Origin of the sequence: Neobacillus niacini, from assembly GCF_031457145.1 — a bacterium.
GTDB classification, from domain to species: domain Bacteria; phylum Bacillota; class Bacilli; order Bacillales; family Cytobacillaceae; genus Neobacillus; species Neobacillus niacini_J.
In genome coordinates this window covers 133,593-147,707 of sequence record NZ_JAVDVZ010000008.1, presented here as the reverse complement: position 1 = coordinate 147,707, position 14,115 = coordinate 133,593, and the positions used below count along the sequence as shown (strand labels likewise).

Here is a 14,115-nt window from a genome sequence, read left to right as displayed (position 1 = left end):
AGGACAACAATTTTTGTTGGTTAAAAGTGGTAACATTAGGTTGAAAATTCAAAAAACATATAAATGGTTTTTGAAAGTTTACTAAAAATATAAGGAGGAAATGCATGTGAAACATTTTAAAAGTAAGATGACTTCTCTTGTAGCAGCGATACTTTTAACGGGCACTCTTGTTCCAGGTGGCGGGGTATTTCTAGCCGATGAATTAAGTATTGAAAGTGTATATTTTACGGATAAAGGGCAAGAGAAATATCCTGAAAATGCAACGATTGAGTCTCTACCCCTGGCAGTAAGAGATTTGGATGTAAAGGGTGTATTGGCGGATGGCAGTGTAGTAGATCTCTCAAATACTCAAGTTACTTTGGAAAGCAGTAATCTAGAAGTGGCGACTGTTGATTCAAATGGTACGGTTAATGCAAAAGCTGACGGTGTAGCGAAAATTACAGCAGCTGTAACCTCAGGAGATGAAACAAAATCTACATCAGTGTTTATGCAGGTAAGAAATCCTGAAGATAGATTTGTAGATGCAGCATTGCTGCACGATAAAATGACCATTGAAATTGGAGAGCCAGCCGTACTGGAATCCGGGGATCAGATCCCTACTATTCAATTGGAGCCCTTTTTGAATGGAAGTGTTACTGCTGAGCTACTCAAAGATGGTAAAGTCATTCAAACACTACAGGAAACGGTTCTAGATAAAGGCAGTAATGAAGAGATTACTTTTCAAGGATTGGTTAATGGAAAAGGACATTATGAAATCCATCTAGTATTCGATTTTGGTGGTCAGCCTCTACATGATAGCTTCTTTTTCACCGTTCTCGATGAACCAAAAATCGGCGGTAATGAAAGCAAGATTGTATATGTTGGAAAAGATGGTACGTTAGATTACACTCCTGATTATAAAGGGAATCAAATTCTAGACTTTTCAAATGCAGGCTATCAAGGTGGCGGCGTGAAACTCCCTGATGTACAAGCAAAGGTTGTCGTTGCACCAGTTGAAGGAGACGATACGGCAAGTATTCAAGCAGCTATTGATGAAGTTTCTGCTATGCCAATTGATGAAAACGGTTTCCGTGGTGCGGTTGTACTAGAAAAAGGAACATTTGAGATTAGTAGTCCTTTAGCGATCCAAGCCAGCGGTGTTGTCTTGCGAGGAAAAGGACAGGAAGAAGATGGGACCATTCTGTATTCAACTACAACTAAAAAAATTAATATGCTGGAGCTTAAGGGTTTAGAAGGAATCACTCTTAATGAAGAAACGGAAACGAAAATTACTGAATTATACGTTCCTGTGGGCTCCCGATCTTTTCATGTAGAGAATACAGGAGACTTTAAAGTTGGGGATGAAATCATCGTCCGCCGATATGGAAATGCCCACTGGATTCATGAAATCGATATGGACCAAATTGTAAAAGATCCGGGCCCTGATACGGATGGAACCTTGCAATGGGAACCGTTCAACCATGAGTTTGACCGCGTCATTACAGCCATTAACGGAAATATTATTACTGTAGATGCTCCATTGGCAAATTCAATCGAAGAGAGATTTGGCGGCGGAGAGATTGTCAAATATGAAGACGGCCGCATCGAAAACATTGGCGTTGAGAACATCCGTTTCGACACCGTGTTCAATCCTAGTGTAATAAGAGTGCATAATAATGGAGAAACCTACTTTGCAGACGAAAACCATGCAAATACTGCCGTACGGATTGATAAGGCAATAAATGCATGGGTGCGGGACGTGACTGGACTTCATTTACAATATAGTCTTGTTGATATTTCAAAATCCTCCAAATGGGTGACGGTTCAAGATACGAAGTCGCTTGATATGGTAAGTCAGATTACTGGCAGTCGAAGATATCCTTATAAATACGGCGGGCAATTGCTGTTGACGCAGCGTGTTTATGCCAATACAGCAAGGCATGCGTTTTTAGTTGACAGCCGTGTTATGGGACCAAATGTCTTTTTAGACAGCGTTGGAGAAATCAATTATACAAAGAGTGAGCCGCACCACAGATGGTCAGTCGGTGGACTTTTCGACAATATTAAAGCACCAATTGCCATCCAAGACCGTCAGTGGTATGGAACTGGCCATGGCTGGTCAGGGGCAAACTATGTTGCATGGAATACAGAAGGCGATTTGATTATACAACAGCCTCCTACTGCACAAAATTATTCCATTGGACACGTAGGTGCCATTGAGCCTGGTGATTGGCCGAAGGCTGGTGATATGCGACCTCGTGAGCAAGGGTATATAGAAAGCCATGGTAAGCATGTTAAGCCAAGAAGTTTGTATTTGCAACAGCTTGAAGATCGTCTAGGTAAACAGGCAGTGAAAAATTTACGTCAATCACCTGTTGGCGGCGCTGTACTGGATACACCAGTTAACAATTAAACATTTGGGAATAGAACCATTTTTCTGTATTGATGGGGGCTAATGCCGACATTTTTTTTAAACAACTGGCAAAAGTATGAGAAATTGGTGAGTCCGACGGATTCACCAATTTCTTTTACAGAAAGGTTGGTTGTCTTTAACAACCAGGATGCTTCCCTTATTCTCCGTGCCGTTAAATAATCTGTAATGCTGCTGCCAACATGCTTTCGAAATAATGAAGAAACATGAACAGGTGATAAATGAATCGATTTTGCAAGCGCATTCAATTCGAAAGGTTCCATATAATTCTCATCAATCCAACGCATAATTTGTTCAACAGTGGATGGTTGAATGGATGAACGATCTATAACCTTTACTGATTCCTTCCAAATTGGCTTTATTATAGTGAGTACCGCAATCATAAATAATGCCTGTTGTTCCAAAAGTTCAGAAGGAGATTTTTCTTCTGTTTTACTCTTATAGAGCTTTATGAATGTTTCAATCTCTGATAGTTTTTCATTATTAAGGACTGGAATCATATTTTTGTCATAACACAAGCCTTGCAGCAATTCATAAAGAGATGGGAACGGGGACAGAAAACCTTCTAATATCGCAGGTTCAAAGACAAATAAGGATCGTATGTATGGTTGACTAGGAGAAGTCAAAAATTGAATATGATGTAACTGATAGGGTTTGATAATAACTAGGGTACCCTCGTTTATAGGGAAAATTTGCTGATCAATGACCGCTTTTCCATTTCCCTTATGTATATACAATAATTCCATGCCTTGATGGGCATGATATACTTCCGTGAAAGTATCCGTCCGATTTTGCTCCAAGCGAAGCTGGATGGGGTGTTGATTAAGTTTTAAATAATTTAAAATCTTCATTTACTCTATACACTCCCAAACCTATTACACAAATTAATTATCAAAAATAGTATTCAATATTTCTCGTCAAAATCCTGCGATTTAGATGATATAGTAAAGGATAAGTAAAATGATGAGCAGGATAAGCAATGAAACGGCTTGGAACTTAAAGCTTTGATAGAGCGAAGGGTTAAATTTTTCAGAAGGCAGCGGTTTTTCTCGCCACTCTTCAAGATAATCATTCCGTTTAAACATAATACTATTGAATCTTCTAAACCCAAAGGTTACACCATCAAAGAATCCCCCTTTAATAGTGTACATAAGTAAAACGGTGATAAGATAAAAAGCACTAAAATAGAATAAAGTATTTATAATATTCAGTAGAATATAGTTTGATGAAAAAATAAAAAAGACCAAAAGGGTCAGTAAAAGATTGAGTAATAAAAACTTCCATTTATTTTTGAACATATACTATTCACCTTACAATTCCTATTATTATTTTACACATGCAAAGAAGAATAAAAGTATTTTAACCTAACTCGCTTAGAAAGTATACTTTATCTGGTTTTGCACTCAATAATAAAGAAAGCGCATTCTTATTTTGAAATATTTTTTTTTCAATTAATCAGAAAAAAAGTATTGTTAAATCAACTGTAATGCTATTGTAATCTATAATGATATAATAATTTTTTGACTGTTTAATATATTTAGTCTTTACAAGAGTAGATAAAAAATAGTATGATTTTCTTAGGTTCTTTTTTAAGAGCAAGTTTACAGAAAAATAAAACAATAGGAGGTCATTTTTTTATGAAGAAAAAGTATGCATGGCTTTTAGCCCTAAGCCTAGTATTAAGCATGTTCTTAGCAGCATGTTCAGGCGGCAACAAGGAAAAAACTGATGATTCTAAAGAACCAGCTGATAAGCCTGAAGTTGAACAAGTATTAAACTTTATTAATGGTGATACGATCCCTTCTATGGATCCATCTACAGCAACTGATGAATATGGTTTCCAATTCTTAGGTGCTACAATGGAAGGTCTATACCGTCTTGATGAAAAAGGACTAACAGCAGAAGGTATTGCAAAAGAGCATAAAGTAAGTGATGATGGTAAAACTTGGACATTTACTTTACGTGAAGATGCTAAGTGGTCAAATGGTGACCCTGTAACTGCAAACGACTTCGTTTATGCTTGGCAGCGTGCAGTTGACCCAGCTACTGGATCTGAATATGGTCCATACATGATGGGCGGCGTTATCAAAAACGCAACGGCTGTTAACAAAGGTGAAGTTCCTGTTGATCAATTAGGTGTTAAAGCTGATGGCGATTTCACACTAGTTGTTGAACTTGAAAACGCAACTCCTTATTTTGAGTCTTTAACTACTTTCGGTACTTTCTTACCATTGAATAAAAAGTTTGTTGAAGAAAAAGGCGATACATTCGCGACTAGCGCAGATACTTTATTATCAAACGGACCATATAAGTTCGCTACTTGGACTAGTACTGCTAACGAGTGGGATATAGTTAAGAATGAAACTTATTGGGATGCAAAAACTGTAAAATTAGAAAAAATGCATTATGTAGTAGTAAAAGATCCACAAACTGCTGTTGATTTATATGAAAAGGGTACAGTTGACCGCGCAGGTTTATCATCTGACTTAGTTGACCAATACTCAACACATGATGATTACACAGTAGAGCCTGATACTTCAGTATTCTATATGAAGTTGAACCAAACTAAAAACCCTGCTCTTAAGAACGTAAACGTACGTAAAGCAATCTCTAGAGCATTTGATAAGCAAGCATTAGTAGATGAAATCTTAAACAACGGTTCTATCGTTGCTAATGGTCTAGTACCAAAAGATTTCGTTTCAACTCCTGATGGTAAAGACTTCCGCGAAGTTAGTGGAGATCTAGTGAAATTCGATAAAGAAGAAGCAAAGAAATTATGGGAAAAAGCTTTAGCTGAACTTGGAACTGATACAGTAGCAATCGAAGTACTTGGCGGCGACAGCGAAGTTTCTAAAATGATGAACCAATACCTTGCAAACCAATTATCAACAAACCTTCCAGGTTTAAAAGTAACTTTAAAAGAAGTACCATTTGAACAACGTCTAGAATTAGACACTGCTATGGATTATGACATACAGATTGCTGGATGGGGACCAGACTTCCTTGATCCATATACCTTCTTAAACCTATGGTTAACAGATGGTGGAAATAACATGATGGGCTTTTCAAACGCTGAATATGATAAGTTAATCAATGAAACTGGAACAACTTTAGCTCAAGATCAAGATAAGCGTTATGAGAACTTCTTGAAAGCAGAAAAGGTACTATTTGAAGAGGCAGCAATCGCTCCTATATATCAAAGAGCAAGCGCTCTGTTAGTTTCTCCAAAAGTTCAAGGTGTATTTACAAACGCATTTGGTGCAACTTACGAGTACAAATGGGCTAGTGTTGGCGCTGAAGAATAATAGAAAAAATAGTATATAAAAAATGCTATGAAAAAAATGAAAGGGAGTATATGCTATTAGGCATATGCTCTCTTTTCACCTGTGGATCTGAATATTCCGATTATAATAAAAATTTATATTCGACAAGATATGACATATAATAAAGAGAAAAGAGAAATTTAGGAGGTGCAAAAATGACTCGATATATACTTCGTCGCGCATGGTATATGCTTATAACTTTATTTATTATTGCGACATTCTCGTTCTTTCTGATGAAAATTTTGCCAGGTAGCCCGCTAAATGCAGAAGATAAGTTAAGCGAAGAACAAAAGGCAATCATTCTTGAAAAGTATGGATTAAATGATCCAATACCAGTTCAGTATGCAAAATATCTTGGTGGCCTTGTAAAAGGTGACTTGGGAGTTTCCTTCAAATTTGATAATACGCCTGTAACTACAATATTGGGAGACAGAATCGGGCCATCTGCACAAATAGGATTTCAGGCATTAGTAATAGGATCAATCATCGGTATATTCCTTGGATTAATGGCCTCTATCTTCCGGAATAGTCCCATTGATTTTTCTTCCACTATCATAGCGGTTATAGGAACCTCGATTCCTTCGTTTGTATTTGCAGGTTTATTGCAATATGTTTTTGCTGTAAAATTAGGCTGGTTCCCGGTGGCACTTTGGGGGAAATTTGAACATTCCATTTTACCGACAATTGCCTTGGCCATTCACCCAATGGCGACCGCAGCACGTTTTACAAGAACAGAAATGGTGGAAGTATTACATTCCAATTACATCAATACAGCACGCGCTAAAGGTGTGGCTGAATCAGGAATTATCTTAAAACATGGATTGCGTAATGCACTCATTCCGTTAATTACCGTTTTGGGTCCAATGGCAGTAGGTTTGATGACCGGTTCATTGGTTATTGAACAAATTTTTGCTATTCCTGGCATTGGAGAGCAATTTGTAAGCTCTGTTATGGTAAATGATTACCCAACAATTATGGGTACTACATTATTATTTGCGTTTGGCTTTATTTTAATTATCTTAATCATTGACCTCCTATACGGATTGATTGATCCTAGAATAAGACTAGCAGGAGGGAAATAATTAAAATGGATAAAAATAACCTGAATAATATACCAAAAGATTTATTTGTCCCTCTCGTACGTAAAGAGGATACTAGTGAAAAAATTTCAGCTCCGAGCAGAACGTTTTTTCAGGATGCGAGAAGAACACTTCTTAATAATAAACCTGCTGTTTTCAGCATGATTCTTATCCTAATTATCATCATTATGAGTATTGCTGGTCCTTGGATGAACAATTTTGGTTCAGATGAACAGGATTTGAAAAGAGCAAAAATGCCTCCACGTGTACCCGTTTTGGAAAATGTCTCTTGGCTTGGCGTAGATGGTACTTTAATGGCTACTTTCCAAGGTAAAGATGTTAACCAAGCTACGGCTAAGGCTAATGCTAGATTTGATAATAATGAAGATTTTATTGACCTTGAAGTCATTAATGAAGGCGATGGTACAAAAAATTCTGCTGAAGTTAAGGCAACCTATCATATTTATGAAGCAAAAGATATGAAAGACACATATTTTTGGTTTGGCAGCGATGCCCTCGGCCGTGACCAATGGACGAGACTTTGGGAAGGAACAAGGGTTTCATTAATCATTGCTTTTGTCGCTGCAGTGCTTGACCTTGTCATTGGGGTCGCTTATGGTGGAATTTCTGGTTTTTATGGAGGAAAAGTCGATAATGTCATGCAGCGTATTGCTGAGATTTTAGTTGGTATTCCTAGTTTAGTCATTATTCTCTTAATGATGTTAGTTCTAAAGCCGGGTATTATTTCAATTGTAATTGCTCTAACGATAACTGGCTGGATTGGTATGTCCCGAATTGTTCGTGGTGAAGTACTAAAGCTAAAAAACCAAGAGTTTGTTTTAGCTTCAAGGACGTTAGGAACATCTAATGGTACCATCATTAGAAAACATTTAGTTCCAAATATCAGTGGTATTATCATTATTAACACGATGTTTACTGTTCCAGGGGCTATCTTTTTTGAAGCATTTTTAAGCTTTATTGGACTAGGTATTGTTCCTCCTGATGCTTCACTTGGATCTTTAATTGACCTTGGATTTGATAACCTCAGACTATATCCTTACATGCTTGTATTCCCTGCAATTGTAATCTCTGTACTTATGATTGCATTTAATATTGTTGGTGACGGTTTGAGAGATGCATTTGATCCGAAAATGCATAAATAAGAAAGTAGGTGTTTAATAAATGACTAAATTATTGGAAGTAAAGGATTTAAAAGTATCATTTAACACCTACAATGGTGAAGTGCATGCTGTTCGGGGTGTTACTTTTGATTTAAATAAAGGGGAAACATTGGCCATCGTAGGTGAATCTGGATCAGGTAAGTCTGTAACCTCTAATGCAATTATGAGACTACTTCCAGAACCACATGGCTTTATTAAAGAAGGGCAAATCCTCCTTGAAGGAGTAGACCTTGCTAAAAAGACGAGTAAAGAAATGCAAAAAATTCGCGGAAAAGATATTTCTATGGTTTTCCAAGATCCAATGTCATCTCTAAATCCGACGATGAAAATTGGAAGTCAAATCATGGAAGGTCTTATCAAGCACCAAAATATGACCAGACAAGAGGCTAGAAAAACAGCGCTTGAACTATTAACGCTAGTTGGCATTCCTCGACCTGATGTACGAATTGATCAATATCCGCACCAGTTTTCTGGCGGTATGCGTCAGCGTGTGGTCGTAGCGATTGCTTTAGCATGTAATCCAAAGATTTTAATAGCTGATGAACCAACAACCGCACTTGACGTAACCATACAGGCTCAAATTTTGGAATTGATGAAGAGTATTCAACAAAAAACCGATAGTGCGATTATTTTTATTACGCATGATCTTGGTGTTGTAGCAAACGTTGCGGACCGTGTTGCGGTTATGTACGCAGGGAAGATCGTTGAAGTTGGTACAGTTGATGATATTTTCTACAATCCTAAGCACCCATATACATGGGGATTGATTGGGTCTATGCCTACATTGGATAGCACGGATGAAGAACTTTTTGCGATACCTGGCAGCCCGCCCGATATGCTTAATCCACCTGTTGGGGATGCGTTTGCTGCTAGAAATAAATTTGCAATGGAAATTGACACAGTAATGGAACCGCCAATGTTTAAAGTTTCGGACACGCATTATGCGGCAACATGGCTGTTACATGAAGACGCACCTAAAATCGAACCACCTGATGCGGTTAAGCGCAGGATGCAAGGATTTGCTCAAACAGGTGCTAAGGGTGGTGGCAAAAAGTGACCAGAGAAAAATTACTTGAAGTAAAAAATTTACAAAAACATTTTTCAGTTGGTACTAAAAATGTCATCAAAGCTGTCGATGGTGTAAGCTTTGATGTATATAAAGGTGAAACATTTGGACTAGTTGGTGAGTCTGGGTGCGGAAAGTCTACAACAGGTAGAACAATCATTCGTCTTTATGATGCAACTGGCGGTGAAGTTAAATTTAACGGTGAAGATGTTCATGGTAAAAAGTCTAAATCTGAGCTGCTTAAATTTAATCGTAAAATGCAAATGATCTTCCAAGATCCGTCTTCATCTTTGAACCCTCGTATGAACGTTCTGGATATTATTGCTGAGGGACTGGATGTTCATAAGCTAGTAAAAAATGAAGCAGAACGTAAAGCGAAGGTTGAAGAATTATTACAGGCTGTTGGTCTTAACAAAGAGCATGCAACCCGTTTCCCACATGAATTCAGTGGTGGACAAAGACAGCGTATTGGAATTGCTAGAGCGCTAGCAGTTGATCCTGAATTTATTATTGCCGATGAGCCTATCTCAGCATTGGACGTGTCCATTCAAGCGCAGGTAGTCAATCTGCTTAAGAAACTACAAAAAGAACGCGGCTTAACATACTTGTTTATTGCCCATGACCTTTCAATGGTTAAATATATTTCAGACCGTATTGGGGTTATGTATATGGGTAATTTAGTTGAATTAGCTGAAAGTGATGAATTGTATAATAATCCTATTCATCCATATACAAAATCATTGTTATCAGCTATTCCTCTGCCAGACCCAAGATATGAGCGCACTCGTAAACGTATTAGCTATGATCCTACTGTACATGGCACAGACGGAGAGTTTGAGCTTAGAGAGGTTAAACCAGGACATTTTGTACGTTGTACAGCTAAGGAATTTGAAAGATATCAAAATGAGCAAAAATAAAGAAGCAGTTAAGAAAAGAGTGTTGACTAAATCAACACTCTTTTCTTATTACTAGTGTGTCATTTCGACACAATAATTTTTTTCTTTGAGGACTTTAAACAACATATCAATATGATCGTTATTCTTAGTTTCTACTGAGATGTCAAGTCCTGCATAGCCCGGATAAATATTTTTCCCCATATGATTGAGATTAACGGATTGAATGTTTGCCTCTAAATCTGTTAGTGAGCTTAAGACCTTCTGAAGTTCACCTGGTTTATCCTTTAAGGTTATCGAAAAAGTAGCAAATCTTCCTGACTCCACTAAGCCGCGTTCAATAATCCTTGAAATAAAATTCATATCGACATTTCCACCGCTTAAAACGGCAACAACCTTCTTTTCCTTCAGTTTTAATTTTTCATATAAAAGTGCTGATAGAGAACAGGCACCGGACCCCTCCACTAACAGTTTATTTCTTTCTAATACCATTAGCATCGTTCTAGCAATTTCCATCTCATCCACACAGTATATATCATCTACATATTTTTGTGTGATTTCAAAGGTTTTCTGGCCTGGTTTTCTAACAGCAATTCCATCAGCCATTGTTGGTGTCGAGTCTACCATAACAGGCTTCTGTTCTTTTAAAGACTGTTTCATACTTGGGCATGCAAGTGCCTGAACCCCATATACAGCTATGTGAGGTTTTTTCTCCTTGACGGCCATTGCTACCCCTGCAATCAGCCCGCCGCCGCCTACAGGGCAAATAATAGCCTCTACGTCTGGAAGCTGATCAAGAATTTCCAAACCGACTGTCCCTTGACCGGCAATAATCGCTTCATCATCAAAGGCATGTATAAATGTTGCATCCCTTTGTTCTTTTAACTCTAAAGCATAGGAAAGTGCGTCATCAAAGGTAGCACCTTCTAAAATAACCTCTGCTCCATATTGCTTTGTTGCGAGAACCTTACTTAATGGCGCACCTTTTGGCATGACAATCGTACAGTTTACGCCGAGCATTTGACTCGAATAGGCCACACCTTGGGCGTGGTTACCTGCAGATGCAGCCACAACTCCTTTTTGTAACTCTCCCTCTGTTAAGGAAATCAGCTTATTATAGGACCCCCTAGCTTTAAAGGAACCCGTTTTTTGGAGGTTTTCAAGTTTCAAATATACTTCATTATGAGCAAGCTGGCTAAATGTTTTGGAATAATCCAAAGGAGTTGTAAGGACCACTCCCTTCATCTTCTCTCGGGCAATGATAATATCATCTACGTTCACAATCAATTCCTCCTGCTAATATGATTATTTTTCTTAGGATGTGCTGTGAAAAGTAAACTATGAATTATTTCCTGGAAATACTAGCAAAATAATTAGTTGGTACTTTTATCACATAAATAGAAAGTCAAATAAATCCTAATACAAGTAAAAAGATTCATAATTAATCAAGAGTTAATTGAAACTTTAGTAGGATAAGTTTGCAACTAATTAACTATATATTCGGAAAAATCGCCATGTTACTATTATTTGGAAAACAACTTACATAAAAGGGGGAACTTGGAATTGGAAAAGAAAAAATTATTATCAATTCTATCAACTGGTGCATTAGCGCTTTCATTATTTGCACCACTATCAGCTGGTGATTCAAAGGTCAGCGCAGCTGAAGCCACGGCACCAAAATGGGATGTAGAACGATATGGAGATCGAGTAGATATAGATGGTCAGCTAAATCTACTAAGTAAGGATTCTTCATACTTAAAGCAGGCTGATGCTAAAATTGCTGAGCAGGCTGCAAAAATTAATTTTAATGAGGATCAAACATCAGCAGGCACAACTGCAAATAGTAGTTTTATGAACAATGGAGGAACCAAACAATTCTTAAATAGGAATTTGAAGTTCAAACCATTTACACTAAGAAGCGTGGGTGAAAATGTTGAAATTTGGGTAGCTAATGATCTTGCATTTCCAACAGGAGATCCTCGCCCAGCTCATGTTGTAACACAAGAACAAGTAGATAAACTACGTGATGAATTCGATATTAATATCTACCCGAAGGCAACAGCGTTCTTTGGAACACCAGAGGTTCATGATGGATCACTTTCTCCTCTTGCCGGCAGAAATGTCCCTGCAGGTTACTATGAGGGTAGCGACAAGGTAATCATGCTCGTAGATAATATTCAAGATGATAATTTCAATGACCCAACTTATCCATTCTTTGTTGCTGGTTTCTTCTGGCAAACACTAGAAAACTATATTGATAGAAATATCATTACAATCGATACAAACAGCTGGGAAACTCGTTTAGAATCTACATTCTTCGGAACTACTATCCATGAGTTACAGCATTTAATTCATGCTGACAATGATGGAGCTGAAGAAACTTGGTTAAATGAAGGAATGTCTACCTTTTCTGAATACCTTGGTGGATATGGACATGATGACAGTTCAATTAACTTCTATTTAGATCATCCTGAGAACTCATTAGTGAATTGGGATGAACATCAAGGTGCAGCAACTGGTCCTGAAACAATTGCTGATTATGGTCAAGTTTATCTATTTACGTTATATATGAATGATAAATTCGGTCGAGAATTCATTCGTGACTTAGCATTAAATGAAGCTCAAGGCTTAAGCAGTGTAAACGAGGTTTTAAAAGCACATGGTTCAAAGCTTGATTTTACTCAGCTTTATCAAAACTTTATTACGGCTTTAACACTAGATTCTGATAGAGTTGGTAATGGAGTTTATAATTTTGATAGTATTGACCTTCGTAATGTTGTTGTAAATGCGAAGACAGGTGAAACTAGAGGTAAGACAGTAGACTTTGAAAAGGCTGTAACATTTGAAAAAGAAGGCGTTCCAGCATGGGGCGGCGATTTTAAAGAGTTAGATTTCCAAGATAAGATTAGAAGTATCTCATTTGATGGTGTTGATTTCTTGGGTACTCCATGGGTATCAATTGCAGATCCAAAAAATGCTGATAACAAAGTATTATGGGGTAATGAAGGTGATGAAGCTGATAATGCTATCATCTTTGAAGCTGACCTATCTGCTGTAGAATCCGCAACATTAAAGTTTGATAACTTCATTGATATCGAAGAGCAATGGGACTTTGGAATGGTTCAAGTTTCAACTGATGGCGGCGAGACTTGGATTAGCTTAGAAAATGAAAATACACGTAATGATGTTGTTGATGAAGGCTATCCAAGGATTAAAGAAAATGTACCAGGATTTACAGGAACATATGCAGATTGGCAGGAAGAAAGCTTTGATTTGAGTCAATATGCTGGTCAAAAGGTATTAGTTTCTTTCCGTTACTTAACTGACTGGGCATCAAATGAAAGTGGATGGTTTATAGATAACATTGGAATTCCTGAAATTGGTTATAGCAATGATGGCAGCTCTACAGAGGGCTTTAAATCTTTCCAAGAATTAGCTGGTCAATACGTTAATTACACGGTTACATTTATCAACGAAAAGGAAGTTGGTAATAAAAAGGGTGCGAAAACGAATTACAAGGTAATCACAGTGGATCCATTCAATGTAACAGATGAGGATGCATTAACTCTAAGACAGCTATTCAAAGATGGAAAGAACTATATGATTACCTCCTATGCAGCGCCTGCTGAAAGTAAGAATCCAGTAGACTTTACCTATAAAATTAACCTAAAAGAGAAATCTCCAAAAAAGAAATAACAAACTAAACAAAGCCCGAAGCATGACCCCTAAACAAGTCATGCTTCGGGTTTTTTGTGCATTTGTCAATTTGATTCGTGAAAAAAGACTCCACCATTCATAAAACTGGAGTCATCACTAGTTTTATAATTCTACTTAAAGATTAACACTTTACCAACCCTTTGGGGTCTATTCCTTTGTTTACAGATTTCGTTTACTTGTAAACAAATTCGTATACATGATGTTTACAAAAATGCATACAAGTTTACAAACACGTACACATGTTGATGTAAAGCCATGTGTACGTGTTTGTTAATGTTGTAAACGAAAATGTATACAACGATTACATAATGTTTACAATTTTACACATTCATTTCTTTTCGAATAGTTTATTGTGGAATCTATCAATCTTCTATAAACTTAAACTAGAGAAGCTAGATACATATTTTCATTTACTTCTAATATAAGAGTATGAGAGGATGATTGTT

Annotated in this window: 10 protein-coding genes; 7 read left to right on the top strand and 3 right to left on the bottom strand. The window is 37.3% G+C overall.

The window, feature by feature from the left end; all coding sequences use genetic code 11:
* Window positions 1-106 precede the first annotated feature (106 nt).
* Window positions 107-2,392: an Ig-like domain-containing protein gene (locus J2Y03_RS18785; RefSeq protein WP_310196716.1), complete on the top strand. Its 2,286-nt coding sequence runs from the start codon at window positions 107-109 to the stop codon at window positions 2,390-2,392.
* On the opposite strand, the gene J2Y03_RS18780 is transcribed toward J2Y03_RS18785, so the two are convergent.
* Window positions 2,389-3,261, bottom strand: a complete 873-nt coding sequence (locus J2Y03_RS18780) for an AraC family transcriptional regulator (protein WP_310196714.1) — start codon at window positions 3,259-3,261, stop codon at window positions 2,389-2,391. The genes J2Y03_RS18785 and J2Y03_RS18780 overlap by 4 nt on opposite strands.
* 81 nt (window positions 3,262-3,342) lie before the next feature.
* Window positions 3,343-3,708: a DUF3899 domain-containing protein gene (locus J2Y03_RS18775; RefSeq protein ID WP_132087430.1), complete on the bottom strand. Its 366-nt coding sequence runs from the start codon at window positions 3,706-3,708 to the stop codon at window positions 3,343-3,345.
* Between the two features lie 339 nt (window positions 3,709-4,047).
* Here J2Y03_RS18775 and J2Y03_RS18770 point away from each other — a divergent pair, with 339 nt between their 5' ends.
* The 5 genes from J2Y03_RS18770 to J2Y03_RS18750 all read left to right on the top strand — a co-directional run bounded on the left by J2Y03_RS18770 (window position 4,048) and on the right by J2Y03_RS18750 (window position 9,976).
* Entirely contained in the window at window positions 4,048-5,715 is a 1,668-nt protein-coding gene (locus J2Y03_RS18770) for a peptide ABC transporter substrate-binding protein (RefSeq protein WP_310196710.1), read from the top strand.
* A gap of 173 nt (window positions 5,716-5,888) precedes the next feature.
* Window positions 5,889-6,815 (top strand): oligopeptide ABC transporter permease, encoded by a 927-nt coding sequence (gene opp3b, locus J2Y03_RS18765; RefSeq protein ID WP_310196707.1) that lies wholly within the window; start codon window positions 5,889-5,891, stop codon window positions 6,813-6,815.
* Window positions 6,816-6,820: 5 nt separating this feature from the next.
* Window positions 6,821-7,975, top strand: coding sequence for an oligopeptide ABC transporter permease (opp3C, locus tag J2Y03_RS18760; RefSeq protein ID WP_310196704.1), 1,155 nt, complete (start codon window positions 6,821-6,823; stop codon window positions 7,973-7,975).
* Window positions 7,976-7,994: 19 nt separating this feature from the next.
* Window positions 7,995-9,050: an ABC transporter ATP-binding protein gene (locus tag J2Y03_RS18755; RefSeq protein WP_310196700.1), complete on the top strand. Its 1,056-nt coding sequence runs from the start codon at window positions 7,995-7,997 to the stop codon at window positions 9,048-9,050.
* Window positions 9,047-9,976: an ABC transporter ATP-binding protein gene (locus J2Y03_RS18750; protein WP_310196697.1), complete on the top strand. Its 930-nt coding sequence runs from the start codon at window positions 9,047-9,049 to the stop codon at window positions 9,974-9,976. The genes J2Y03_RS18755 and J2Y03_RS18750 overlap by 4 nt, the downstream gene beginning before the upstream one ends.
* A gap of 51 nt (window positions 9,977-10,027) precedes the next feature.
* On the opposite strand, the gene ilvA is transcribed toward J2Y03_RS18750, so the two are convergent.
* On the bottom strand, window positions 10,028-11,236 hold the full coding sequence (ilvA, locus tag J2Y03_RS18745) for a threonine ammonia-lyase (RefSeq protein WP_310196891.1): 1,209 nt from the start codon (window positions 11,234-11,236) through the stop codon (window positions 10,028-10,030).
* Between the two features lie 279 nt (window positions 11,237-11,515).
* On the opposite strand from ilvA, the gene J2Y03_RS18740 reads away from it, so the two are divergent.
* On the top strand, window positions 11,516-13,648 hold the full coding sequence (locus tag J2Y03_RS18740) for an immune inhibitor A domain-containing protein (protein WP_310196694.1): 2,133 nt from the start codon (window positions 11,516-11,518) through the stop codon (window positions 13,646-13,648).
* Window positions 13,649-14,115 lie beyond the last annotated feature (467 nt).